This window comes from Janthinobacterium sp. GL_088, from assembly GCF_057837845.1.
Map to the genome: position 1 here is coordinate 2661771 of NZ_CM174453.1, position 24455 is coordinate 2686225.

The window sequence follows — 24455 nt, forward strand, 5'->3', positions numbered from 1 at the left end:
TGTGGTAAGTATGCAGAGTCAGACAGCAATGCCAAGGGAAGATTCCGGTAGTTCCCCTATTTGTCGATGACAGAGCCTTTTTTATGCGGCGGAACCATCCAATGCGCCAGCGATGACGTGCTGCGCCTGTGGCCCACTTCGTAACGGCCGCCAGGATGCGCCGGATTTCGCGTGGTTCGAATTCTTCCAGTCGCTCACCGATGTGTGGGTTGGTCACCGGGCTTGCGGAGGCTGTCCCGCAAGCCGGGCGCTGGAAACTCCTACGCTGCCTTTAGATGGTCAATATTGGCTTAGCGGCAACAATGAGGTCACCTTTCTGGCATACGGTGCACCTTGTCGCGCCGCTTGACCGCGCGCTCCAACAGCGAGCGAGTCAGGAGCTTATGAAACGGCATGATGATAAACAAATAAACTCTTCCAAAGAGATTGTTTATTTTAACCAAGGTTGAAATCGTCACTTCCGATCCCTTCAGACTCGGTTGAATGCTTATCCAGATCCGAAAATCCAGATGCCTGTCGTCGCCACCGACGACGACTTCAGTGCCCGTACTGGAAATAATCGGAAACATGCCAATCTTTCCCAGCCCGCGATCGCTAAAGCTAATACTTTTCTTTAGTCCCAACGGTGCGACGATTGCGTTGCGCACAATAATGAGCCAGGTGAGCATGCGATGCGGTTCAGCGAACACGGCGCGCCCCGCTTGTTCGGCGTCAACGTAGGTTCGATCCGCCTGACCGGAATAGCCGTCGGAGAAATCAATGCGCGTCAATCCTGACGCCGACATGGCTGCTGCCGGTGCGGAAATGAAGAAGACTTTGTTTGCTTCGTTTGTCATGAATAAAACGCTCTCTGTAAAGTGAGTGAGTGACGGTTGGACTGCGGTTGTTTTGATTAGCGCGCATTCAAAGTCTGCAAACGTGCTCTGGCGGACGGAATGCTTGCATCGTGGTCACATGGGCCGGCATGCTCCATCTAATATTGCGCCAACTCCTGCTTTCGGGGCAATGGCGTCGCGGATACTCGTATCAATTAGTCGCTCATAGATTGCGCTTTGGCCGGCCGGAATAAGTTCCCTGAGTGTTTCTTTACGTTTGTCCCGGCCGAACAAGGCCTCAACGGCCCAACCGATCAGATACACGGCAGACAAACAGCCACCTGCGGTCGCAACATTCCCCTGGCATACCAAGGGCAAATCGAGAACGTCAATTCCCAGGGCTTGCAGTTCCTCTTTGGCATCGGGATGAGTCGTGGCCGGCCCCGATGCCAGCAGACCCAACTTGGCAAGAATGAACGAGCCGGCACAGATCGATCCGATGAGCTGCGTATCTGGATTCAGGGAAAATGCACGCATGAAATCCTGGTTGGCGATAGCGCCTTTCACGCCAACTTTACCGCTGGAAAACAATACAAGGTCTGCGTCATTCGCTTCGCTGATGGACCCGTGGGTCTTGATAAGCAGACCGTTTGCGGATGGGTGCGCTTCCTTTGTTCCCAATATCTTCACTTGCCAGTCCGTCTTGTTCCTGCCGAGGATGTCCCACATCAAGAACAAATCCAAATCGGTGAAATGATCAAAAATCACGATGACTATTTTCTTCATGTTGCGCTCCGCCGTTTGCGTCGATTCAAAATTAGACCACGGACGAGCACCACATTTTTTGAGTCCGAAGTTGTGAATAAGTCCACCCAATATCTGTTCGTGAAGAACTTTTTTCCTGATTGGACGGGCCTCAGTGCTGGCCCGCCAGGACAGTTCTTGCCGACCGCGCGTCGGCTTTCAGTGCGAAGTAGGTCCACACTCCTCCAAGAAGATCTGCTACTCCGAAAAAAACGATCATTGGGCTGGCAAGGCCAATGGCGGCGAAGGTCGTGAAGGCCGCGAATACGAAGAGGCGCGTGTATACCGACGCTACCAGAAACGGCTTGTTTTCGTGCTTGGCTGCGACCCACGCATAGACGCCAATCATGGATACGATAACGCCAAGCAAATGAATCCAGACCTCGGAGGTTGGCGGAATTTGAAAGATCGACAGCAAGAAGTTCGGCGCGACGACCAACATGGGCCCAACGACGAACAAGTAGATGGCGAATACTTTGGCGCTATACGCAGACTGGGACATGTTTTTTCTTTTCGAGCGAGTTGCCGATAGGCTTGATGGTTTCAAGGATCAAGTGCAACGCTGGGTGATTGAGCTGTGGTGCTCAGATATTGCGCGAGCGCGGCATGGCTGCTGCCAGGCATGATGAAGACTGCGCATCCCGGAAGCAGAAACGTGGTATGCATTTAACGAATCCAGGGGTTGGTGGTGCGCACACGTGCACCGAGGGTTTTGAGAAGCTGGATCAGACCTAGATAGGCCCGGTCTACGTAGGGCAGTTCCTCCGGCAAGGACTGCAGGTGCCGAAGTGCCTGGCGCTGATGCTCGGCTGACGGACGTGGGTATGGCGGGTGTTGCGCAAAGTCATATACCGCCACGGTAAACGGCAACTTCTGCCAGGCATGCCGCTCGGCCATTGCCGGCAGCAATTGCTGGCAAAAGTCCTGCTCATTCAGATTCGGCTCAATCAGGCCCAGGTCCCGATAGGCCTGCTGCATGGCCCTGTGGTCCGCCGGGTCGCGCAACTGTGCCGACCAAAGCGCGCTGAGCGCTTTGCAAAAGTCAGCGTCCAGCGTGCGGGTGCAGCCAAAGTCCAGCAGGCCCACTCGGCCATCCGGCATGAACAGATAGTTGCCCGGATGCGGGTCGGCTTGCAAGCGGCGCAGCACAAAGGTGCAATGAAAGAAGGCGTCAAACAGCAACTGACCAGCCTGATTACGTGCGGCTTGATCGGGTTCGGTCAGCAACCATTCGTTGAGATGCAGTCCCGGCAGGCGTTGCATGGTCAGCACGCGACGTGTGGTGCGGCCCATGACCGGCTGGGGGATCACCAGGCCCGGCAGCGTGAGATGCTGTGCAAACCATTGCATGGTCTGTGCCTCGTGCAAATAGTCCAGCTCCTCGGCCAGTTTTTGTTCGATGTCATCCATCATGCGCGCGATGATATCGGCTTTGGGCATCATATCCGAGCGTTCCGCAAAGGCTTGTAGCAGGCTGCGCAGCATATGCATGTCGCTGCCAATGGAGTCCGCCATGCCGGGGTATTGTAGCTTGACGGCCACTGCCAGGCCGTCGGTCATGATGGCGGCGTGGACCTGACCCAGACTGGCGGCAGCAAAGGCGATCGGATCGAATTGCGGGAACAGGGCTTGCGGATCCTGGCCAAACTCCTGGCGCATCACTTTGATCACCAACGCGCGGTTCAGCGGCGTGACCTGGTAGTGGGCGCGAGCTAGTTCCTGGCGCATGCCCTCGGGTAGAAAGCCCAGTTCCATGCTGAGCAGCTGCGAGGCTTTGAGTGCCGTGCCCTTGAGCTGGTTCAACGCGGCAAACAGGATGCGCCCGAGTTCCGCCCCATGTGCCACGCGGGCCTGTTCCGTTTTCGCATCGTCGCGCGTCATCGACTTGGCCTTATGTCCCAGGTGGGTCAGCCCGGCCCGCGCCACTGCCATGCCGACAATCGCGCCACGCGAAAGACGCCCGGTACGCGGCAACTGCGAAACTTTGTTCGTCTTAGTCGTGGGCATCATGAGCGTACCCCGCCCAAGCCGCGGCGGGCCAATTGCAGCAGATCCAGCAAGCCATTGCCGTCTTGCAGCAGGCGCGCCAGCTGGCTGCGCACCATGAAGCCGCCCAGCTCGAGCAGCTTGTCCACCAGGCCGCTGCGCAAGGCTAACACCAGCACGCCCAAACTTAAATCGACCATTTGCGTGGTGTTGGAAAAATGCTCGGAGGTGTCGCGTAGCCAGTATGCAATGACGCCGTACACATAGTCGGCCAACAGTCCGGCCAGGCTGGGCTTGAAGCCGCAAGGCACGATTTCACCGGTCGTCTCGGCCTGCTCCAGCATCTGCAGGAAGGTTTGCCGGAGCAAAGGCTTGCCGGGTAGTTGCTCGCCCAACAGCAGCGTGGGAGCGCGCTCCACCATGCCGCGCGCCAGGCCCACAAATTCGCGGTCGGCCAGCAAACCTTCCAGCAGACTCTCGATCACCAGTTGCAGACGCTCCTGCAACGAAAATTCGTTCTGTCCCTCCGTCTTCTCGGCCTGCGCCACTGCGTCTGCAATTGCTTGCTGAAAGTAGGCGGTTACCAGTTTCTCCTTGGTAGGGAAGTATTTGTAGATGGTGGCATCACCCACGTCGGCGGCACGCGCGATCTGCTTCATCGTGGTGCCTTCAAACCCATGCTGGGTCATCAGGTCCACTGCGGTCTGAATGATCAGCCGATGGTTTTTGGCTTGTTGGGCTTTGGAAGTACGCATGATTGAAATTTGAAGAAGAGTGGAATGTCGGGGTTCAAAATAACTAAGTCTGGCCCATCCATGTAAGAAGTGCGGCGGCGGGCAGGCCGACCCACCCCCTGGGATTGCCTCATGCCCTACATTGCGATGTCACTATTTGATACGCGCTATCTATTGACTCAATATAATGTACTTCTATTGCATAGTCAATTTCTTTTATTTGATAAAAAGATATATGAATTACAAGCAAGGATTCATGCCAAGTGTCGGTGCGAATCCACCGAACTTAGCAGCGTCGCGCCTCAGCACGGCTTCTGATTCATTGATTTGTGCGATTTCGGACGTGGGATCCGAGGCTTCGATTTTGATGATGCCAGGGCGGTGCTGGCAGGCGGCGGCCGGCGATCAATCGTAGTGCGGCGAGCAGACGCGTGGCGATGCAGGCACCGGGCAGCGAGTAAATAACGGCGGCGCTGGCGAACAGGTGGTTGCGGCGGCTGGTAGTGCCGGCAACCTGCCGACGCTCAAGCAGCGTTTGCTTGAGCGTGGCAGGAGTCTCTGCAGAGCAGGGGACAGGCAGGTCAAACCCGATCTCGTCGTTGCATCAGGCAGCTACGAGATCGCCCACCAGGTGCCTGGCAGGAAATCCAGGCCTCTGACACGAACCATCGGTTTTCATCGTTCAAGAACGATGGATCAGGAGAGCAAGCTACTGGCAGCGTCTCAGAGCGCTAATCGGCTCCGTCCGCTTGGGCTCCGAGGCGGCCATTGCTCAGGGATTTGTGTGCAGGAGCTTTTCCAGTTCTTCAGTCGCATGGCGATTGCCTGGATCTAAGGCCAATACCCTGGCATAGCCGGCGCGAGCGCCTTCGCGGTCTCCCGATGCAAGCAGGGCTTCAGCCAGACTATCGTGGACGTTATGGCTCAGGGGGTAGGCTTCTGCATTCCAGCGAAAGACCTGGATAGCCGCTTCCGGCTGGCCCTTGCGTAACAGGCTATAGCCAAAAGCGTTGAGCGCAGATTCGCTCACATCGTACATGGTGGACTCGCGTACACCTAGGCGGATGTAGGCGGCACGCATTGCGTCCAGGCCCTCACGAAACAGGATCGGTCCGAGGGCGGCCTGCAGGCTGCGTCGCGGCAAGGCCACCGCTTTGCCGTGCACAAGGTCGGCAATGTCTCTTGCCATCGCCACCACCGTCGCTCCTTGCCAGGCATTGTCAAGAATGACGATAGCCACATGATCGGATAAGGAGCGCACAAAGATACTCTGGTAGCCAGGGACGCTTCCGGTATGCAGAACAACGGGAAGTGGCGCATCTTTGCGTACGGCCCAGTCCTCGACCTCCCAGCCGTAGCCATAGCCCTTGCCTCGATTGGTAAACATGTCGCGCTGGGACGTCTGGTTGAGCAGGCGGCCACCGGCCAGCGCAGCGTCGAAGCGCACCAGGTCGAGTGCCGTCGAATATAGGCCAGCCGCAGAATAAGACACGGATGGATCGATATAGGGGGGCATTAGGCGCGTGCCATCGTCGGCCTGGACGGTTCCCTGTGCAAGTTTCGCGATAATTGTGCGGCCATCGAATACACCGCTGTCTTGCATGCCCGCCGGTGCAAAGATATATTGTTTCATATTCTCGGCATAGCTTTTTCCGGTGGCCGCTTCAACTATCATTCCGAGCAAGTAATAGCCGTTGTTGTTGTAGCGCCAGATTCCGGGTTCGCTTGCCAGTGCACCAGGAATCCATTCGCTGGCGAATTCCTTGGGCGTGTAATGACGGCGTGCGTCTTTGCTCCAGAATGGATCGGTGTAGCGGGATGGCAGATCGGCCAAGCCGGACGTATGCGCCAGCAGTTGTCGCACCGTTATTTTCCCCGCGTCAGTACCTGCATATGCAGCTGGCAGGTAGGTGGCAACGGTTTCATCGAGGTTGAGACGGCCAATCTCCGCGAGTCGCATGACCAAAGTCGCAGTCAGGGGCTTGCTGAGTGAGCCGATACGAAATACGCTATCGTCGGTGACCGCTACCTTCCAGGCCGGCTGTGCCATGCCAAAAGCGGCCTGGTAGATGGGCTGGCCATCGCGCGCGACCAGCACTACGCCGCTAAAGTCGCGCTGTTCAGCATAAGCGCGAACGAGTTGCTCAAGCGTGGTTGCCTGGGCATTCACAGCGGCGCTCAAGGCGAATACGACCGCACATATCAGACCTATCGGTTTCTGCATTGTTTCCCCTTATTTGGCAGCGTGGTACCCGCCGCGCATGGTAAAGGTATTAACAATACGCTGTGATTTTTCACCGCTTAACAGACATGCGACGGGCCGCTTGAAAAGAGGTACAGAACGCAAACTGGCCAGATGGATGGAAAGTGGGCCAATTACGCCATTGCTTGGGGCAGTTTCTGTCCACTCGCTGCTTTTAATCAAAGACAATCCGCAGTCCCGCCTCGAATTGATTCTCGTGGCAATAAAATAGGATAAGCGGCGTGTCCTTCGAATACATCATCGCGTCGTCACGCGAAGGGATAAAGATATCCGACCAATTCTCGACCAGGAATACACTGCTGCAGACGAAGCATTCGTCTTCTCCAAACACCACGACGACCTGCTGAGTTCCCGGCATATGGGCACGTAACCATTTGGTTGCGATGGCCGCATCATTGCCGAATGCGAGCCGCTCGACGGAGTCAACGGTGTTAATGTTCAAGCCGAGATGCGTCTTCGAGTCATGAAGGCCCACCAAATCATAGGCACGGCGAGCACCCTCGGCATCAAGCCAAACGATATCGGCTGAATAATGTTTTAGCTCCTCAACCCGCCAATGTGTTACGTTCATAGACTCTCAGATCCAAGGTAATCAAGTACAGCCAGCATGCAATTATATTGATATTCATACGGAGAACCCCACTGATGCAAATCGAAGAAAGCATTCACGTTGCAGTCCCGCCAGTTGTCATCGATCAAATTTGGAGCGAGGTCGACCGATGGCACTTGTGGGATCCGGATACAAAGCAAGCCCGGCTTAACGGACCATTCGCGGTGGGAACGCAGGGCAGGATCGTTCCCAGCAAGGGGATGGGTATTGCGATGCTGCTCACTGAGCGCACGGCAGGCCGCTCTTTCACCGTGGAAGGCTACATCCCTTGGTTCCGCATCCATTTCGAGCACACGGTTGTTGCCGCAGATGGCGGATCGCAAGTTGTTCACCGCGTGTGGTTCACGGGAGCGCTTGCCTTTCTGTTCGGGCCAGGCGTTGCCAAACAAGTCCGGCAGGGGCTACCCAAGACGATGCGCTCGCTCAAGGCTTACGCCGAGAAGCGCAAGGAAACGCTTCATGATGGCGAGGCGGGCAGGGCTAGCGCGACGACAGCCTGACAGATAGTTTCTCCTCGTCAATTCCTTGCAAACTGCCGCGTCAAATTAACGTGCCGTTCCCGTCATGATGGAATACAATTCTTGCGTGGCAGCCAGCTTGCCTGGCAAGGCCGGGCGCGGCGCCTTTGACCTTGGAAAGATGTTGGCTTATGACTCTGCAGTTCCCCCCGCGAACGGCGCCTTGCGCGCCATCCACGTTCCACCTTTCACGCACCCCCCTCGTTTCCCTGTTCGTCCTGACGTTTTCGTGCCTGCTGCTTACGGCGCCCGTCATGGCGGCTGCGGCTGCCAGCAGCAGCGTCATGCTGGAAGAGTTGACCAGCACGGAGTTGCGCAGCCGTATCGATCATGGCGCCACCACCGTGCTGGTGCCGATTGGCGGCGTCGAGCAGAGCGGGCCGTATATCGCGCTGGGCAAGCACAATGTGCGTGCCGGGCTGCTGGCGCGGCAGATTGCGCAAAAGCTGGGCAATACCATCGTCGCGCCCGTTGTTTCCTACGTGCCGGAAGGCGCGATTGCTCCGCCGGCCGGCCACATGCGCTTTGCCGGCACGATTTCAATTCCACCGGCCGCCTTCGAAGCCGTGCTGGAAGGGGCGGCCGCCAGCCTGCGCCAGCATGGTTTCCGCGACATCATTTTCCTCGGCGACCATGGCGGCTATCAAAAAAACGAGCAGAACGTGGCGAATAAACTGAACCGTGCCTGGGGCAAAGCTTCCACAGGCAAGGATGCGCGCGCTTACGCCTTGCTCGACTACTATGACATCACGCAATCGGCCTATATCGCCGAGTTGCAGAAACGCGGCCACAGCAGCGCCGAGATCGGCTTGCATGCCGGCTTGGCGGACGCGGCGCTGATGCTGGCGACGGACCCGTCATTGGTGCGCAGCGAGGCCATGGCCCACGGGCTCAAGCCCGGTGTGGCGGATGGCGTGCGCGGCGACGCCACGCGTGCCACGGCTGAACTGGGCCAGATCGGTATCAAGTTGCAGGTGGACACCTCGGTGGCCGCCATCAGGCAGCTGCTGCAAGGTCATAAATAATTCCGCTGGAAGTGTTGAACTTCCGGCTTTTGCAACGAAACGACGCGAAATCACATGAAAAAATCTCAACGACGCACCATCGTCACCTTGTCCGCCCTGGCTGCCGCACTGGCCGGCCTGGGCGTGGCCAGCCAGGTCATCGGCGCCAGCACGGCGGCTCCAGCCGTCATCGCGCCAGCCGCCGCCTATTCGCCGCTGCCGGGCATGCCGCCGCTGGTGGACCCGAAAAACGTGTACGGCAGCATCGCCAGCAGCAATATGAGTCCTGTCGTCAAGGATCATTTACGCCGGGTCTACGTGCCCAATCTGCGCTCGAACGACGTCTACGTGATCGACCAGGACAGCCTGAAAGTGGTCGACAAGTTCAAGGTCGGCAGCGGCCCGCAGCACGTGGTGCCGTCATGGGACCTGCGTACCCTGTGGGTGGCGAACAATGCCGAGCGCACGGACAAGGGCAGTTTGACGCCGATCGACCCCTTGACGGGCAAGCCGGGCAAGGAAGTGCCCGTGGACGATCCCTACAATATGTATTACACGCCGGACGGCAAGTCTGCCATCGTCGTGGCCGAAGCGCGCCACCGCCTCGATTTCCGCGATCCGAAGACCATGGCCGTGCAGTATTCGATCGACACGCCCCAGTGCGGCGGCATCAACCATGCGGATTTTTCGAATGACGGCCGCTACGCCATGTTCACCTGCGAGTTCGACGGCACCATCGCCAAGATCGACCTGGTGGGCCGCAAGGTCGATGGCTACCTGAAATTGCAGATGCCGGCCAAGCGTTTTGCCGAGTCAGGCCCCGTGGGCGGCCCGGCGAACGAAATCTGCAGCGTCAAGAAGGGCATGCCGCAAGACATACGCATTTCGCCGGACGGCAAGAAATTCTTTATCGCCGACATGGATGCCGACGGCGTGCACATCGTCGATGGCGCCACCTTGAAGGAAATCGGCTTCATCCAGACAGGCGTGGGCGCGCACGGCCTGTATCCTAGCCGTGACGGCAAGAAATTGTACGTGGCCAACCGCGGCACGCACCGTATCCACGGCAAGCCGAAGGGCAAGGGCAGCGTCAGCGTGATCGATTTCGCCACCGAAAAAGTCGTGGCGAACTGGCCGATTCCCGGCGGCGGCAGCCCCGACATGGGCAATGTGAGCGCCGATGGCAAGTACCTGTGGCTGTCCGGCCGTTTCGACGACGTGGTTTATCGCATCGATACGAACAGCGGCGACGTTGCCAAGGTCAAAGTAGGCCAGGAACCGCATGGCCTGACCGTATGGCCGCAGCCGGGCCGTTATTCGCTCGGTCATACGGGCAACCTGCGCTAGCAGGCGCATGGCGCTTCCTGGAGCAACGGAGCGGGATCTGCAGTTATGCTTGCCTAAAAGGCAATATTAGAGCATACTGTATTTCCTATTTCACTACCGCCAGGGAGCGCTATCATGATTCTTGATCACATCGGTTTGAATGTCAGCGATGCACAGGCCAGCAAGGCCTTCTTTTCGGCCGCCCTGGCGCCCTTGGGCGTGTCGGTGGTGATGGAAGAGCAAGGCTGGGTCGGCCTGGGCAAGGATGGCAAGCCCGATTTCTGGTTCGGCGTGGGCGGCGCGCCGCATGCCGGCATGCACCTTGCCTTCGCGGCGGACAACCGTGCCCAGGTGGATGCCTTTTACCAGGCCGCGCTGGCAGCGGGCGGCAAGGATAACGGCGCCCCGGGCATCCGTGCCATCTATCACCCGAATTACTATGGCGCGTTCGTGCTGGGGCCCGATGGTCACAATGTCGAAGCCGTCTGCCACCATCCCGAATCCTGACACCGTTATTTCCTGAAGAGAGCAGCATGAAGCACAGCGCCACCCTGTTTGCCGACGATGCCGGCCGCTATGCCTACGTGAAAGCGGGTTTTTCCTGGCCGGCCCTGTTCCTGGGTTCGTTCTGGGCCGTCGCCAAGCGCCGCTGGTGGCTGTTGCTGCTCATGCTGGCGATGGATGCGTGCCTGTGGTTTGGCAGCCATCTGGCCACCGAACTGCGCATTGGCCCGATGATGCTGCTGATGGCCGCCGCGGAACTCAGTTACTTGCTGGCGCGTGGCTGGTATGGCAACCGCTGGCTGGAAGCTTCGCTGCGCAGCCATGGCTACAAGCCCGTCGCGCCGGGCGCGGGCGCCGCTTGTTGAGCCTGCCTGCCACAGATTTCCCATCCCGTCACTGACGTTTGCCAAGGGCAAGCCGTCCAGCCAAAACTTTCTGCGCAGCCTAGCGCACCTTTGATCCAGATCATCCCTCACCTGCGGTGCTCACGTAGCCTTGGGACTCGCGTTGCAAAGCATCTTCCCACCAATCGGATATGTTTTTTCGCGTTTCGTGGCGTAGCCCGGCCGTCTGCCTTACCGTTCGACAGCCGGTGGTGTCGCCATCTGTTTATGTCCACCCAACCGCTATTTAATGAGGAACTCCATGTATCCATATTCCCGTAGTGTTACCCCCGCCGCCAAAAACCACCTGGAAGCGCAACTGGCTTTTTTCAATGGATTGTCGAAGTCGCTGTTCCAGTCGGTGCAGCACTTCAGCGACTTGAACATGCAACTGGCGCAAGGCTTGCTGGAAGAAACCACCGTCACCAGCCAGAACCTGCTGACGGTCGAGCGCGCTGAAGATGTGTTCCAGGTGGCTGCTGCTTCCGGCCAGCCAGCCGCCGAGCAATTACGCAAGTACCAGCAACAGCTGTCGCGCCTGGCAGCCGATACGCAGGTCGAACTGGCCAACGTGGCAGAGCGTCATGTGAATGAAACGAGCCGTACCGCCAAGGCACTGGCCGAAGAAGTGGCCCGCACGGCGTCGGAAGAAACGGAGAAAAACGTGCGCAAGCAGCAGGAAGCCATGCAGCGCATCGCCGAACCGTTCCAGGCCTATCATCAGAACGGCGCCAACCGCGACCAGCAACGCGGCGCGCAAAGCCGTGACGGTCAAAGCCTGCAAAGCGCCAGCCACCAGGGCAGCCAGCAGTCGGCCGGCAGCGAAGGCTCGGCCAGCGGCAGCGTATCGCAAGCGGGTTCCGCACAAAGCAAGAGCAGCAGCGCCAGCCGTAAAGAGTAAGCACGAAGCTGCTTGCGGCTGAGCCGCATCGCGAGGGCCGAGCCTTGCGGTGCGGCTAGCTATGCGGCCAGCCGGCACGCAGCATCGTGCGTCCTGGCTTGGACAGAGCGCCCTCCCTTTATGGGGTGGGCGTTTTGTCGTATGCGTGCAGTCCAGGGGCTGGCGTGGCCGCGCCAGCTGAGCGGGACGGCAAGGTTATGCTTGCTGGCAAGGTAGTATCTGGCAAGACTGCAGACAAGTTTGCGGACAAGAGCGCGGACGGGACCGCGTCACCGGTGCCGCTGTTGGCATCGATGAAGGCGCTGACGGCGTCCAGGGTGGGCGCCAGCCTGCGCAAGGGCGCGGCCAGCGTGGCGATCAGGGTGGCGTGGCCCACGTGGTCGAAATAGGTTTCCGTCACGGGCCTGGCAAGCGTCCGCAAGGCATTGGCCAGGCCGCCCGTGTTGCGTTGCGGATCGACCAGTTTATCCTGTCCGGGCAAGGGGGCGATCAGCAGGGCGGGCGGAGCCTCGGCCGTCACGTGATGGATGGGCTGCGAAGCGGCGGGCGTGTCAGGGTAAAAGAAAACGGGCCGGGTGGTGGTATTTTCGATCGGCAAAAAATCATAGGGGCCGGCCAGGCCTATCCAGCCCCGCAAGTCGTGTGGGCGCATGCCGTGGCGCGCCAGCAGGCTGGCGTCGAGCGCCACCATCGCCGCATTGTAGGCGCCGGCGCTATGGCCCATGACGAACAAGCGCGTCGGGTCGCCGCCATGGCGGCTGGACTCCATCGCGGCCCAGGCCACGGAGCGGGCCGCATCCTGCAAGATCTCGGGGTAGTGCACGTCCGGATACAGGCGGTAGTCGGCGATCACGGCCAGATAGCCGCGCGCCGCGAGCGCATGGCCAACGAAGGCATAGTCGGCGCGCTCGCCCGTCGTCCAGTTGCCGCCATAAAAGAACACCACCACGGGCACGGGCCCCGTGCGGGTCTTGGGGGCGTAGACATCGAGTTTTTGCCGTGGCAGAGGGCCGTAGGCCAGGCCGCGCGTCACTTGCGAAGCGCTGCCGGACGACAAGGCATTGATGGCCATCAAGGGCGAGCAGGCGGCCAGGCCGGCAGCCAGCGGGATGGCCGCCAGCACGCCGAGCAGGGTGGTGCGCAGGATCGTCATGCTTGCTCCTGATGGTGATGGCTGATGCTTGCAGTGTAGGCCCGGCAGGGCAGGGCGCACACGGGTAAGTTGCTGTATAGCATAGATAAATGTTGCATGCGTCAATCAATCCTGTAACAGCCATTTACGCGCCGTGGCGATGACGGCGTCCGACAGGGTGCGCGTGAGCGGCGTCTGGATATCCCAGGCATGCCAGGTCAGGGGCACGTCGAGTGCCTGTCCGGCCGCCACGTCGACCAGTCTGCCGGCGGCCAGCGCCGTTTCCGCCTGCAGCAAAGGCACCATGCCATACGCATAGCCCGCTTCGATGAAGCGCACAAAGTCGCGCGCCGAACCGAGCACGTGGTGCGGATAGCGTCCCGTGTAGCCGAGGCGGTGCTGCAGATAGCGCTCGTGCAGCGCATCCTTGCTGCCGAACGTGATGGCGGGCGCCTGGCTGACGGCTTCCACCGTAAAACCATGGGGAAACCATTGCTGCGCGAACGCGGGCGAGGCCACGCACAGATAGCGCATGCCGCCCAGCGGCGTGGCCGTCGTGCCCGCCACCAGGTCGTTGGCGCTGGTGACACAGGCAAACACGCGCCCTTCGCGCAACTGGCTCAGGGTATGGTCCTGGTCGTCGAGGCGGATATCGAGCAGGCACGACGGCGGCGACAGCAGCGGCCCCAGCGCTTCCGGGATCCAGGTGGCGGCGCTGTCGGCGTTGACGGCGATGGCCAGTTCCGGCAGTTGCGTGGTGGGGCCGGGCTGGGCGTCGAGCGCCGCTTCGAGCAGCTTGACTTGCCGGTAGTGGGCGATCAGCCGCTGGCCCGCTTCCGTCGGCAGGGGCGGGTGGCTGCGGATGATCAATAAGGTGCCCTCCAGGTTTTCCAGGGTGCGGATGCGCTGCGACACGGCCGGCTGGCTGATCGCCAGCGCCTGCGCGGCCTTTTCAAAGCTGCCCAGGCCGATCACGGCGTCGAGGGCGGCCAATCCACGGTAATCGACGACGCGCATAAGTTTCTCTTATATATGGTTAGAATCATTCATTATACTTATATTTACTTTTTCTTTACACTGTTGAAATAGGGTAACAACTCCACTCTTCCGCGCGGTCCTCCTGGTTCCGCACCACCCTCCACCTACCTCTGATGACTTTGCCGTTGCCGGCAGAGCGTGGGCGGCCGTGCGCGTGATGGAAAGCAATAAAGGAATCGATATGGACAGCGCAATCTTCTTGAAAGGCATGGGGCTCGGAGCGAGCCTGATCGTGGCCATCGGCACGCAAAACGCCTTCTTGCTCAAGCAGGGCTTGAAACGCCATTACGTGCTCACCTGCATCCTGGTCTGCCTCGTGTGCGATGCGATTTTGATCACGGCAGGCGTGGCCGGCATGGGCACCTTCATTGCCGACAACCCCAATTTCCTGCTGTGGGCCAAGGCCGGCGGCGCCACGTTCCTGATCGCGTATGGCTTGCGCGCCGCCAAGTCCGCCTGGCGCCCAACGGCCTTGACGGTGTCGGCCGCCAAGTCGCCGGAAGGCTACTGGGCCGTGATCGGCGCGGCGCTGGCGTTCAGCCTGCTGAACCCGCATGCCTTCCTCGATACGGTCATCCTGCTCGGTTCGATCGGCGGCCAGCATGAAGGCGTGGGACGCTTCTACTTCGCCGGCGGCGCCATCATGGCTTCGGCCCTGTGGTTCTTCCTGCTGGGCTTTGGCGCCCGCTACCTGGCACCCGTGTTCGCCAAGCCCATGGCCTGGCGCGTGCTCGACGGCATCATCGCCCTCGTCATGTGGGCCATCGCCGCTTCGTTGTTCCTGTAAAGCATCAGCGCGTCAGGAAGGCCAGCACGCGGCTGGCCAGCTTGCCATACGGCGGCCACAGCAGTTTCAAGGCGCTGTAGCGGGCCTGATAAAACACGGGCCGCAGCTTGCTGAAGGTGTGGAAACCTTCCACGCCATGGTAGTGGCCCATGCCGGACTCGCCCACGCCGCCGAAGGGCAGGTCGTGCTGGCCCACGTGGTACAGGGCGTCGTTGACGGACACGCCGCCCGACATCACCCGGTCGATCAGCAGCTGCACCGTGCGGGCATCATTGCTGAATGGATAGATGGCCAGCGGGCGCGGCCCCGCGTTGATGCTGTCGATCACGCTTTCCAGGTCGGTATAGCCGCGCAGCGGCAGGATGGGGCCGAAGATTTCCCGCGTCAGCAGCAGGCTGTCCTCGGGCGCGTCGAGCACGATGTGCGGCGCGATCTTGCGCGTGGCGCGGTCATATGACGGCCCCGGCAACAGCGAAATCACTTGCGCGCCCCGTGTGCGCGCCTCGTCGAGTGCCTGCAGCAGGCGCTCAAAGGCAGCCGCGTCGATGATGGAGGTGTAGTCGGGCGTGTCCAGCCCGGCATAGCGGGCCGGCATGATCTGGCGCGCATGGTCGACGAAGGCGGCGATGCTGGCTTCGGGCAGCCAGGCGTGGTCGACGCAGGTGCAGATTTGCCCCGCGTTGAGGTACTTGACGAATAGGATGCGCTCGGCTGCTGTGCGCACATCGAAATCGGCGCAGACGATGGCGGGCGCCTTGCCGCCCAGCTCCAGGGTCACGGGGCACAGATTGCGCGCGGCGGCCGCCATGACGGCCCGGCCCGTCTGGCCGGAACCCGTAAACAGCAGGTGGTCGAACGGCAATTGCGAAAACGCCATGCCCACGCCGCCCGTCTCGTCAAAGAATTGCAGTTTTTCAGGCGGAAAGTAGGCGGGCATCTTGTCGATCAGCAGCCGCGCCAGGTGGCGCGAGTTTTCGCTCATCTTGACCATGGCGCGGTTGCCGGCGGCAAAGATATAGGTCAAGGGCACCAGGCTCAGGTTCACGGGAAAATTCCACGGCACGATGACGCCCACCACGCCCAGCGGCTGCGGCAGCACGCGGTTACGGGCGCCAGGGAAATTGCGCCAGTCGACGCCACGGCGCTGCGGCCGCATCCATTTCTTCAAGTGTTTTAATACATGGGCTATGCCGTCAATGGCGGGAAAGATCTCCGCCAGCAAGGTTTCGTGGCGTGAACGGTTGCCATAATCGGCGCTGATCGCTTCGCAGAGCGCGTCTTTATGGTCGCGGATGAAGCGCTGCAAGGTTTGCAGGTCGCGTTTGCGCTCGGCCAGGCTCGGCACGGGTCGGGCCAGGCAGGCGGCACGCTGCACGGCCAGGACCGCGGCAAGGTCGGTGCTCAGTTCCCTATTTTCTGCGACATCAGGCATTGTTTTCCTTGGCTGGCTCGGCAATGTGCGCGCCGTTCCACCGCACTATAGTGGACTATCCGGATAAGTGCCGCCAGCGTGCCGACGGCCTTGCATGATACGCCGTAAAATGTCCGGCAACTGTACGCTACCCTTTCCAGGAATGCCATGACCTCGACCACGCCAGACTCCCTGCACATCGTGTGCCCCCATTGCGACGCCGTCAACCGCCTGCCGGCCGCCCGCCTGATTGAGCAGCCCACTTGCGGCAAGTGCCAGAAGGATTTGTTTACGGGCCAGCCCGTGGATCTGGCCAGCGCCCGCTTCCTCAAGCATATCGAACGCAGCGACATTCCCGTGCTGGTCGATTTCTGGGCGCCGTGGTGCGGCCCCTGCCGCAGCATGGCGCCATTCTATGTGCAAGCCGCGAAGACCCTGGAGCCGGCGTTTCGCGTCGTCAAGGTGAATACGGAAGCGTCGCCGGACTTGGGCAGCCGTTTCAATATCCGCAGCATTCCCACCCTGGCGCTGTTCCGCAAAGGCGTGGAAGTGGCGCGCCAGCCAGGCGCCATCGATGCGCAAGCCATCATCGCGTGGGCGCGGGACAAAGCCCGCTTTTGAGCCGACAGGAAAACCGTGACGGTTTTCCATTTGACATTTAGTATGGTGCCATATTATATTGCGCCATATGATAAAACTCGAACAAAAATACGCGGCCCTGCTTGGCGACGTGCAGCGCCGCGCCAGCGGTCTCGACATGACGCGGTCCATCGGCCAGTTGCGGCTGTGCTTTGAAGTGCTGGGGCTGGCCTCCGCCATCGATGGCGATTGCGCCGCGCGCCTGGGCCGGCACGGCTTGTCGGAAGGCAAATTTGTCTTGTTGTCCCTGCTGCGCGACGTGCCTGACGGACTGTCGCCGCACGAACTGGCCGAGCGGGCCGGCGTGACGCGCGGCACCATCACGGGCTTGCTCGACGGCCTGGAGCGCGACGGTTTCCTGGCGCGTCACGCAGACCAGGTCGACCGGCGCAAGCTGCTGGTGCGCCTGAGCGCCAAGGGAGAAATGGCCGCCGCGAGCCTGGTCGATGAGCACGCGCAATGGATCGCCAGCCTGTTTGCCGATTTCACGGCTGAGGAAATGCAGTTGTTGAGCGCGCTGCTGGAAAAAGCCTGGCGCAAGACGGATCGAGGTGCCGCATGAGCCGTGGCGTCGCCGACATCGCTCCCGCGCGCCTGGCCCTGCTGAACGGGGGCAGCGTGGCCAGCGCCACCCTGACGGAAGGGCTGGCCATCGATTTCGCCCAGTTGCTGGCCGCGGCCGTGCCCGCTATCGGCGCCGCGCGCCTGGAGCAACTGCGCGCGCAGGCCGCAGCCGGTATCACCAGACGCATGGCACTGGCGGCGCAATTGCTGCTCGAGGCCAACACCGACCTGGCGCTGCTGCAAGCACATGCCTCCGACACGGTACGCGGCTGGGCCTGCTTTGCCATCGCCAGCCAGGCGGGCTGGCCCTTGCCGCAGCAGCTGACCGCCATGCGCCCGCTGGCCGATGATGGCCATTTCGGCGTGCGCGAATGGGCCTGGCTGGCGCTGCGGCCCCATCTGGCTGCGCATCTTGAGGAGGCGATTGCCTTGCTGGCGCCGTGGACGGCAGACCCGTCGGAAAGAGTGCGCCGTTTCGCCTGCGAAGCGCTGCGCCCGCGCGGCGTGTGGTGCGCGCATATTGCCCGGCTAAAAGAGCAGCCGCAGCTGGCCTTGCCCGTGCTGCAAGCCTTGCGTGCCGACCCGGCCGTCTATGTGCAGGATTCCGTGGCCAACTGGCTCAACGATGCGGCCAAGAGCCAGCCGGACTGGGTGCGCAGCCTGTGCGCGCAATGGCTGCTGGAAAGCCCCGTTGCCGCCACACAGCGCATCTGCAAGCGGGCACAGCGTTCGATTTCTTAATTTTTTTGGAGGAAAAACATGCAATACCTGTTAGAACTGTACAGCCCGAAACCGGCCTGGCTGGCCCTCGACGGCGCCGCGCGCCAGGCGTATTTCGACATGGTGGGCGCCGGCATGGCGGCCTTGTCCGGAACGGGTGCCGAAGCGCTGGCCATGGGCGCCATCGATGGTGGCAAGCTGCATGCGGCTGCCCAGCAATTCTATGCCGTCTGGCGCTTCCCGGACGAGGCGGCACTGGACGCCTTATTGGACGGCATCGCCGCCACGGGCTGGCATGATTATTTTGATACCATTAATGCGGCTGGCCCGGCCGTGGATTTTCCTGCCCACCTGGCGCAACTGGCCGGCGTCTAAGCGTACGGCGTATTCCTTGCCACTGCGGTAAAGTTGGCATTTCCATCCGACCACCGACGTTGATGCCAATTAAACTGCTTTCCACCCTGATGCTTGTCCTGGCGCCCATGCTCGCGTCGGCAATCCCTGCCACCCCGCAAGCCCTCGTCGCCGCCGCCCGCAAGCAGGTGGGCGTCACCCTGCAATATGATCCGCGCTATGAACGGCTCGCCTATCCGGGCGGCGACGTGCCGCTCGAACGGGGCGTGTGCACGGACGTGGTCGTGCGTGCCTACCGCCAGCTGGGGCAGGATTTGCAGGTGCTGGTGCACGAAGACATGCGCAAGGCGTGGCAGGTGTACCAGCAGCAGGGACGCTGGCAAATGAAGGGGCCGGACCGCAATATCGACCATCGCCGCGTGCCGAACCTGGGCACGTACTTTGCCCGCCATGGCACCAGCTTGCCGCCAAGCAAGGAAGCGAACGCTTACCGCGCGGGCGACATCGTCACCTGGCGCCTGCCGCGCAATCTCACGCACATCGGCATCGTCAGCGACAAGCAATCGTGGAGCGGCGTGCCGTTGATCATCCACAACATCGGCGAGGGCGCGCGCGAGGAAAATATTCTGTTCAGCTATCCCATCACGGGACATTATCGCTGGCAACCCCGTTGATGGCCAGCGGTGCTATTTCCTGCAGGATCGCCAGCACGAGGGCCAGCGCCGTGTCGATATCGAGCTTGTCGATGGCGCCATAGCCGAGAAACAGTCCTGCATGACGCGCCTCTCCGTGATAAAAACCCGATAGCGCATACAGGCTGACGTCGGCCAGGCGCGCCCGGCGCAGCAATTCGGCGATATCGAGCGGCGCCTGGGCCAGGGCCGCCACGTGGAAGCCGGCGCTGGCCGGCACCAGGCGGAACCACGGCGCCAGCGGGCCGTTGAACCAGTGCTGCAGCCGCTCGCGCCGCCCCGCATAAATATCGTGGCAGCGGCGGATGTGGCGCAGCAAATGGCCATCGCCGATGAATTTGGCCAGCGCATGCTGGCCCAGGGTGGCCGTATGGCAATCACTCAGGTATTTCACCGTTTCCACGGCGGCCACGATGGCTTGCGGCAGCACCGCATAGCCGAGCCGCAATTCCGGCAGCATGATCTTGGAAAAGCTGCCCACATGGGCGACGACGCCGTAGCGGTCCATGCTTTGCAGGGAATCCTCGGGCCGGCCTTCGTAACGGAAGGCGCTGTCGTAATCGTCTTCAATGATGATGGCGCCCAGCTGATGCGCCCGCTCCAGCAAGGCATGGCGGCGCGCCATGCTCATCGGCATGCCGAGCGGAAATTGATGGGCGGGCGTGACATAGATCAAGCGTGTGCCGTCCGGGATTTGCCCGACGATGATGCCATCCTCGTCCACGTCGACGCCCACCACGCGGGCGCCCTGGCTGGCGAACACGGCGCGTGCCACCGGGTAACCGGGTTCTTCCACGGCAACCGTGTCGCCCGCTTCCAGCAAGGTCAGCGCCAGCAGGTGCAAGGCTTGCTGTGCGCCGCTGGTGACGAGCACTTGTTCTTCGGTGCAATGGATGCCGCGGCTGAAGGCGGCATGGCCGGCAATCGCCGCGCGCAAGGACGGCAAGCCGGCGACAGGGCCATAGCGGCCGCGTGCCTGGCCACCCTGGCGCAGCGCGTGCAGCATGCAGGCGCGCCATTCATCCTGCGGGAAGTGCGCGGGCGTGGCGCGCCCGCCGATGAAGGCGTAGCGCGCTGGCGTTTCCTGGCTGGCGCGGCGCAGGGGCGTGGGCGTCGCTTCCCAGCGGGCGATGCGCTGCGCGCTGGCCAGCGGCGTGCTGGCGTGGCGGCGCTGCGGCGACGCGTGCGGCGTCTGCACGAAGCTGCCCACGCCTACTTTGCCGACCAGCAGCTTTTCATAGCCGAGCTTGTCATATACGTCGGATACCGTCTTGCGCGACAGGCCCAGTTGGCTGGCCAGCAGGCGCGAGGGCGGCAATTGCTGGCCGTCCGTCAGCCGGCCCGAGCGGATGGCCTCGCTGAGCTGGCGGTACAGCTGGCCGCCCAGGTCGCGCGTGCCGTCGATCAGGATATGTAATTCCATGGTGTGTCTGCTGGTGGTCTGCTGTTTTTCGGGAGGATTGGCCTGCCGCGCGTACTGCTTGCGCTTCTACAATGGTGCATCTTTACTCTCTCAAGGAATGCATCATGACACAGCAACGACTCGACTTCACACAAGCTTCGCCGGACGCCGTCAAGGCCATGTACGCGCTGGAAGCGGCGATCGCCAAGCTCGGCGTGGAACACTCGCTGCTCGAACTGATCCGCCTGCGCGCCTCGCAAATCAACGGCTGCGCCTTTTGCGTGGACATGCACACGAGCGACGCGCGCAAGGCGGGCGAAACGGAGCGCCGCCTGTATGCCGTGTCCGTCTGGCGCGAAACACCGTTCTTCACGCCGCGCGAGCGGGCCGTGCTGGCCTGGACGGAAGCGTTGACCCTGCTGCCGCAAAGCCAGGCACCGGATGACGTGTATGCGGCGCTGGCGGAACAATTGACACCGGCGGAAATGGTCAACATCACTCTGGCCATCGGCTCCATCAATACCTGGAACCGCCTGGCCGTGGGCTTCCGCAAGATGCCTGTATAAGTTCTGTGTTCGTTCGCGAACAGACGTATGGTTTGCTGCTGCGTAGGCTGGCAGGACGATTGATCAGCCAGGGAGCAGCCATGCAAGTACCTATCGGGGACGGCGCCGAAAAGACGCCGGCACAGCAGGAAGAAGCGCAGGAAGAAGCGCGCCGCGAATTCATCGCCGAACTGTGGCGGCGCTACGAAGCGTTGCAGGAATGGGCCGTCAGCCACTGGCCGGACCAGCAGCACCCCCTCAGTTCGGCCGACTTCGTCGAGGCGCGCAAGGAGATATTGAGCTTGCGTTCGCCGGCCGGTTCCTTGAACCAGCCGGCGCAAAATGATGAGGCCGAACCGGAGCAGGGCGGGGCGCAATACCAGGATGTGACGCCTGCGCCGTGGCCCTGATCCGACCTACTCGTTGGCCTTGCCCTGCGCAAACACCCAGCACAATAAACTCACTAGCAGTCCAGCCATCACGCCATACGCCAGATTCAAGGCGCTGTCGAACAGCAGCGGCGCCACCAGGCCCGAGACCAGCGCGAACAGCAGCATCTGGATGAACGATTGCATCGACGACGCCAGGCCGCTGTTGTTGGGGAAGTGGTTCAAGGCCATCAAAGTCATCGGCGGCATGGCGATCGACAGGGCGAACGAATAGAAGAACAGGGGCAGCACGGCCCATGGCACTTCGGCGGCAAAGACATAGTTGTAGCCGATGTTGGCTGCAGCCGCCACCAGCATCAAGATGAAGCCGGCCCAGATCATCTGGCGCTGGCTGTAGCGGTGGGCGATTTTCGCCGACAGGGCCGAACCGAACACCATGCCGCTAATTAAGGGAATGAACAGCCAGGCGAACGCCGTTTCCGGCAAATGCAGGATGTTGATGATGAAGTAGGCAGCCGAACCGATGTACAGGGCGAAACCGCCAAAGGCGGCGCCGATGGCCGTCGACAGCAGCAGGAACTGGCGGTGGCACAGCACTTTCCAGTAATTGACGGCGATGTCGCCCAGGTGGAAGGCGTGGCGCTGCTCCTTCGGCAGGCTCTCCGGCAGCGCGCGCCAGACGACGACGAACATCAGCACGCCAAACGCCGTGAGGAACCAGAAGATCCAGCGCCAGCCCAGGCCCACCTGCAGCCAGCCGCCCAGCACGGGCGCGATGGCCGGTGCCAGCGCGAACACCATCATGATGTGGGAAAGAATTTTTTGCGCGGCGGCGCCCGAATAGCGGTCTTGCACGATGGCGCGGCCGATCACGGAACCGGCGCCCGCCGACAGCCCCTGCAGCACGCGCCAGGCCAGCAGCCAGCCCAGCGACGGCGCCAGCGCGGCGCCCACGGAGGCGATCACATACAGCACCAGCGAGACGAGAATCACGGGACGGCGGCCGAACGAGTCGGACAGGGTGCCGTAAAACAGCATCATGAAGGCGAACGTGAACAGGAAAAAGCTCAGGGTCTGCTGCACCAGCAGGGGGCTGGCATTGAAATCGTGCACGATGGCGGGGAAAGACGGCAGATAGGTGTCAATTGCAAGCGGTCCGACCATCGCCAGGCCCGCCAAGATCCATGTTAATAATTTAGTCATGTTGAAGAGTGTTTTTGTTAGTCCGTCATTTTACGCTAGTGGCAACAATCGGGTTTGATCGCTGGCCGCCACGCGATCCATATGCGTTTTTCGCATATGCAACCTTGAAATTCTTCGTTTGCATCGCTTGTCGCCACCGCTAAGCTGGGGCGACCCGGCCTGTTCGCCGTTTTCTGGAAGTGATACGCCATGCACAGCATTTATCCCGCGGCGCCCGCCGACGACACGGCCCAGTGGAACCTGGGACCCGTGATCCAGGCCTTGCGCAGCTCGCGCGAAGACAAGCACAAGATCCGCCATAACGGCAGGGTGCGTGAACTGCCGTCGCGCGAAGCCCTCACCACCATCGTCAACGGCTTGTCGGCGGCCCTGTTCCCCACGCATTACGGGCGACCCAACCTGACGGACGAAAGCATCGACTACTTTGTCGGCGACACCCTCAATACCACTTTGAACCGCCTCAGCGAACAGGTGCGGCGCGGCTTGCTGTTCTCGGCTCCGGCTCACGCCGTTCCGGCCGGCGATGAGGGCGATGGCGCCAGCGACGACGCGGCCCTGGCGCAGCAGGCGCGCGACATCACGCGCGCGTTCGCCGCCAGCCTGCCCGATATCCGCGCCCTGCTGGTGTCGGACGTGCAGGCCGCCTACGCAGGCGACCCGGCCGCCACCTCGGTGGCCGAGATCATGCTGTGCTACCCGGGCACCATCGCCATCCTGTACCACCGCCTGGCCCACCGCCTGCACGCGCTCGGTGCACCGTTCCTGGCGCGCCTGATCGCCGACATCGCGCACACCCTGACGGGCATCGATATCCATCCGGGCGCGCACATCGGCGCCTCCTTTTTCATCGACCATGGCACGGGCGTGGTGATCGGCGAGACTGCCATCATCGGCCAGCGGGTGCGCCTGTACCAGGCCGTCACCCTGGGCGCCAAGCGTTTTCCAGCCGATGCTTCCGGCGCGCTGATCAAGGGCACGCCGCGCCACCCCATCGTCGAGGATGACGTGGTCATTTACGCGGGTGCGACCGTGCTGGGGCGCATCACCATCGGCGCGGGATCGACTATCGGGGGAAATGTGTGGCTGACGCAGAGCGTGCCAGCGAATAGCAATGTATCGCAGGCGCAGATGCGCAATGATTGAAGAGCGGACGAGAAAACGCCCATGGCGGCGTTGCAGCGCCTTGGCCTGAACGTTTTTCGATCACTCTTCACGCCAGGGGAGTCCTGGCTTTGTAATTACTTACTTCACCGTCAAGACTTCATACCGCGCCACGGGCACGCCATCCTTCAGCAGCAGCAATTCCTGGTCGGCGTAGCGGTAGCCATTGACTTCGCCCAGGGTGCTCAGGAGCAGGCGCTCGAGGTCCATGTCCTGCGGCTGGCACATCATCATGGTGCCGGCCATCTGTCCAAAGTTCAGGGTGCTGACGCCATCGCTGGTGTAGCCGCCCATCATCTGGTTGCAGCCGCTGTTGCCGCTGGCGCGGCCTTCGGCCAGCTGCAGGGTCACTTCGCGCTGTTCGGGCGCCTTGCGCACCACTGGCTTGCCCTTCAATTCCTTCAGTTTCCACTGCGTGCCCGTCAGCTTCGGCGCCGGCTTGGCGGGCGACGTGGCGCCTGGCGCGGCGGCGGCAGCGTCGCTGCGCACGGGCGTTTGCGCGCAGCCGGCCGTGATGGCGACGATGGCGGCGAGGGGAATCAGGCTGGCGAGTTTGAACATGGCATTTCC

Annotated in this window: 28 protein-coding genes; 15 read left to right on the forward strand and 13 right to left on the reverse strand. The window is 61.5% G+C overall.

The window, feature by feature from the left end; translation table 11 throughout:
• Window positions 1-308 precede the first annotated feature (308 nt).
• The 7 genes from AC3IQ7_RS12140 to AC3IQ7_RS12170 all read right to left on the reverse strand — a co-directional run bounded on the left by AC3IQ7_RS12140 (window position 309) and on the right by AC3IQ7_RS12170 (window position 7173).
• Window positions 309-836 (reverse strand): DUF2867 domain-containing protein, encoded by a 528-nt coding sequence (locus tag AC3IQ7_RS12140; protein WP_322428585.1) that lies wholly within the window; start codon window positions 834-836, stop codon window positions 309-311.
• 114 nt (window positions 837-950) lie between these two features.
• On the reverse strand, window positions 951-1601 hold the full coding sequence (locus AC3IQ7_RS12145; RefSeq protein WP_322428584.1) for a DJ-1/PfpI family protein: 651 nt from the start codon (window positions 1599-1601) through the stop codon (window positions 951-953).
• A 130-nt stretch (window positions 1602-1731) separates the two neighbouring features.
• Window positions 1732-2121, reverse strand: a complete 390-nt coding sequence (locus AC3IQ7_RS12150) for a hypothetical protein (RefSeq protein WP_099379679.1) — start codon at window positions 2119-2121, stop codon at window positions 1732-1734.
• Window positions 2122-2285: 164 nt separating this feature from the next.
• A complete protein-coding gene (locus AC3IQ7_RS12155) occupies window positions 2286-3629 on the reverse strand; it encodes an ABC1 kinase family protein (protein ID WP_489209784.1) in 1344 nt (447 codons plus the stop codon).
• Entirely contained in the window at window positions 3626-4360 is a 735-nt protein-coding gene (locus AC3IQ7_RS12160) for a TetR/AcrR family transcriptional regulator (protein ID WP_322428581.1), read from the reverse strand. The genes AC3IQ7_RS12155 and AC3IQ7_RS12160 overlap by 4 nt, the downstream gene beginning before the upstream one ends.
• A 751-nt stretch (window positions 4361-5111) precedes the next feature.
• Window positions 5112-6563: a serine hydrolase gene (locus AC3IQ7_RS12165; RefSeq protein WP_489209786.1), complete on the reverse strand. Its 1452-nt coding sequence runs from the start codon at window positions 6561-6563 to the stop codon at window positions 5112-5114.
• Between the two features lie 193 nt (window positions 6564-6756).
• Window positions 6757-7173 (reverse strand): hypothetical protein, encoded by a 417-nt coding sequence (locus AC3IQ7_RS12170; protein WP_489209788.1) that lies wholly within the window; start codon window positions 7171-7173, stop codon window positions 6757-6759.
• A 74-nt stretch (window positions 7174-7247) separates the two neighbouring features.
• On the opposite strand from AC3IQ7_RS12170, the gene AC3IQ7_RS12175 reads away from it, so the two are divergent.
• From AC3IQ7_RS12175 to AC3IQ7_RS12200, 6 genes are all read left to right on the forward strand, one after another.
• The gene (locus AC3IQ7_RS12175) at window positions 7248-7712 is read left to right on the forward strand and encodes an SRPBCC family protein (protein ID WP_099379675.1); all 465 of its coding nucleotides are present in this window, start codon (window positions 7248-7250) and stop codon (window positions 7710-7712) included.
• Window positions 7713-7984: 272 nt separating this feature from the next.
• Window positions 7985-8755, forward strand: a complete 771-nt coding sequence (locus AC3IQ7_RS12180; protein ID WP_489209790.1) for a creatininase family protein — start codon at window positions 7985-7987, stop codon at window positions 8753-8755.
• A gap of 54 nt (window positions 8756-8809) precedes the next feature.
• Window positions 8810-10081 carry a YncE family protein gene (locus tag AC3IQ7_RS12185; protein ID WP_489209792.1) on the forward strand — a complete coding sequence of 424 codons (1272 nt, stop codon included), beginning with the start codon at window positions 8810-8812 and terminating at the stop codon, window positions 10079-10081.
• A 114-nt stretch (window positions 10082-10195) separates the two neighbouring features.
• Window positions 10196-10567 carry a VOC family protein gene (locus AC3IQ7_RS12190; protein WP_099379672.1) on the forward strand — a complete coding sequence of 124 codons (372 nt, stop codon included), beginning with the start codon at window positions 10196-10198 and terminating at the stop codon, window positions 10565-10567.
• 26 nt (window positions 10568-10593) lie between these two features.
• A complete protein-coding gene (locus AC3IQ7_RS12195; RefSeq protein WP_099379671.1) occupies window positions 10594-10929 on the forward strand; it encodes a hypothetical protein in 336 nt (111 codons plus the stop codon).
• A 280-nt stretch (window positions 10930-11209) separates the two neighbouring features.
• Window positions 11210-11848 carry a phasin family protein gene (locus AC3IQ7_RS12200; RefSeq protein WP_099379670.1) on the forward strand — a complete coding sequence of 213 codons (639 nt, stop codon included), beginning with the start codon at window positions 11210-11212 and terminating at the stop codon, window positions 11846-11848.
• Window positions 11849-11966: 118 nt separating this feature from the next.
• Here AC3IQ7_RS12200 and AC3IQ7_RS12205 read toward each other — a convergent pair whose 3' ends face one another.
• Together AC3IQ7_RS12205 and AC3IQ7_RS12210 are read right to left on the reverse strand one after the other, a co-directional pair.
• Window positions 11967-13001, reverse strand: a complete 1035-nt coding sequence (locus AC3IQ7_RS12205) for an alpha/beta hydrolase (protein ID WP_489209794.1) — start codon at window positions 12999-13001, stop codon at window positions 11967-11969.
• Window positions 13002-13106: 105 nt separating this feature from the next.
• Window positions 13107-13997 (reverse strand): LysR family transcriptional regulator ArgP, encoded by an 891-nt coding sequence (locus AC3IQ7_RS12210; protein WP_099379669.1) that lies wholly within the window; start codon window positions 13995-13997, stop codon window positions 13107-13109.
• Window positions 13998-14199: 202 nt separating this feature from the next.
• Here AC3IQ7_RS12210 and AC3IQ7_RS12215 point away from each other — a divergent pair, with 202 nt between their 5' ends.
• Window positions 14200-14805 (forward strand): LysE/ArgO family amino acid transporter, encoded by a 606-nt coding sequence (locus AC3IQ7_RS12215; protein WP_034785705.1) that lies wholly within the window; start codon window positions 14200-14202, stop codon window positions 14803-14805.
• A 4-nt stretch (window positions 14806-14809) separates the two neighbouring features.
• Here the strand turns inward: AC3IQ7_RS12215 and AC3IQ7_RS12220 are convergent, their stop codons facing one another.
• The gene (locus AC3IQ7_RS12220; protein WP_489209795.1) at window positions 14810-16237 is read right to left on the reverse strand and encodes a coniferyl aldehyde dehydrogenase; all 1428 of its coding nucleotides are present in this window, start codon (window positions 16235-16237) and stop codon (window positions 14810-14812) included.
• Between the two features lie 147 nt (window positions 16238-16384).
• On the opposite strand from AC3IQ7_RS12220, the gene trxC reads away from it, so the two are divergent.
• The 5 genes from trxC (at window position 16385) to AC3IQ7_RS12245 (ending at window position 19167) form a co-directional block, all read left to right on the forward strand.
• Window positions 16385-16837, forward strand: coding sequence for a thioredoxin TrxC (gene trxC / locus AC3IQ7_RS12225; RefSeq protein ID WP_099379667.1), 453 nt, complete (start codon window positions 16385-16387; stop codon window positions 16835-16837).
• 70 nt (window positions 16838-16907) lie between these two features.
• Window positions 16908-17417, forward strand: coding sequence for a MarR family winged helix-turn-helix transcriptional regulator (locus tag AC3IQ7_RS12230; protein WP_442778341.1), 510 nt, complete (start codon window positions 16908-16910; stop codon window positions 17415-17417).
• On the forward strand, window positions 17414-18160 hold the full coding sequence (locus tag AC3IQ7_RS12235; protein ID WP_489209797.1) for a HEAT repeat domain-containing protein: 747 nt from the start codon (window positions 17414-17416) through the stop codon (window positions 18158-18160). Before AC3IQ7_RS12230 ends, AC3IQ7_RS12235 begins: the two co-directional genes overlap by 4 nt.
• A gap of 18 nt (window positions 18161-18178) precedes the next feature.
• Window positions 18179-18514, forward strand: a complete 336-nt coding sequence (locus AC3IQ7_RS12240) for a DUF6616 family protein (protein WP_489209799.1) — start codon at window positions 18179-18181, stop codon at window positions 18512-18514.
• 107 nt (window positions 18515-18621) lie between these two features.
• Complete coding sequence (locus tag AC3IQ7_RS12245) at window positions 18622-19167, forward strand: DUF1287 domain-containing protein (RefSeq protein ID WP_489209801.1); 546 nt, start codon at window positions 18622-18624, stop codon at window positions 19165-19167.
• Here the strand turns inward: AC3IQ7_RS12245 and pdxR are convergent.
• The gene (gene pdxR / locus AC3IQ7_RS12250; RefSeq protein WP_489209803.1) at window positions 19136-20608 is read right to left on the reverse strand and encodes a MocR-like pyridoxine biosynthesis transcription factor PdxR; all 1473 of its coding nucleotides are present in this window, start codon (window positions 20606-20608) and stop codon (window positions 19136-19138) included. The genes AC3IQ7_RS12245 and pdxR overlap by 32 nt on opposite strands.
• A gap of 104 nt (window positions 20609-20712) precedes the next feature.
• On the opposite strand from pdxR, the gene AC3IQ7_RS12255 reads away from it, so the two are divergent.
• A complete protein-coding gene (locus AC3IQ7_RS12255) occupies window positions 20713-21153 on the forward strand; it encodes a carboxymuconolactone decarboxylase family protein (RefSeq protein ID WP_489209805.1) in 441 nt (146 codons plus the stop codon).
• Between the two features lie 80 nt (window positions 21154-21233).
• Window positions 21234-21542: a hypothetical protein gene (locus AC3IQ7_RS12260; RefSeq protein ID WP_489209807.1), complete on the forward strand. Its 309-nt coding sequence runs from the start codon at window positions 21234-21236 to the stop codon at window positions 21540-21542.
• A gap of 6 nt (window positions 21543-21548) precedes the next feature.
• On the opposite strand, the gene AC3IQ7_RS12265 is transcribed toward AC3IQ7_RS12260, so the two are convergent.
• The gene (locus AC3IQ7_RS12265; protein ID WP_099379659.1) at window positions 21549-22724 is read right to left on the reverse strand and encodes a multidrug effflux MFS transporter; all 1176 of its coding nucleotides are present in this window, start codon (window positions 22722-22724) and stop codon (window positions 21549-21551) included.
• Window positions 22725-22913: 189 nt separating this feature from the next.
• Here AC3IQ7_RS12265 and epsC point away from each other — a divergent pair, with 189 nt between their 5' ends.
• On the forward strand, window positions 22914-23867 hold the full coding sequence (gene epsC / locus AC3IQ7_RS12270) for a serine O-acetyltransferase EpsC (protein WP_489209809.1): 954 nt from the start codon (window positions 22914-22916) through the stop codon (window positions 23865-23867).
• A gap of 99 nt (window positions 23868-23966) precedes the next feature.
• On the opposite strand, the gene AC3IQ7_RS12275 is transcribed toward epsC, so the two are convergent.
• Entirely contained in the window at window positions 23967-24446 is a 480-nt protein-coding gene (locus AC3IQ7_RS12275) for an META domain-containing protein (protein ID WP_322428564.1), read from the reverse strand.
• Between the last annotated feature and the right edge of the window lie 9 nt (window positions 24447-24455).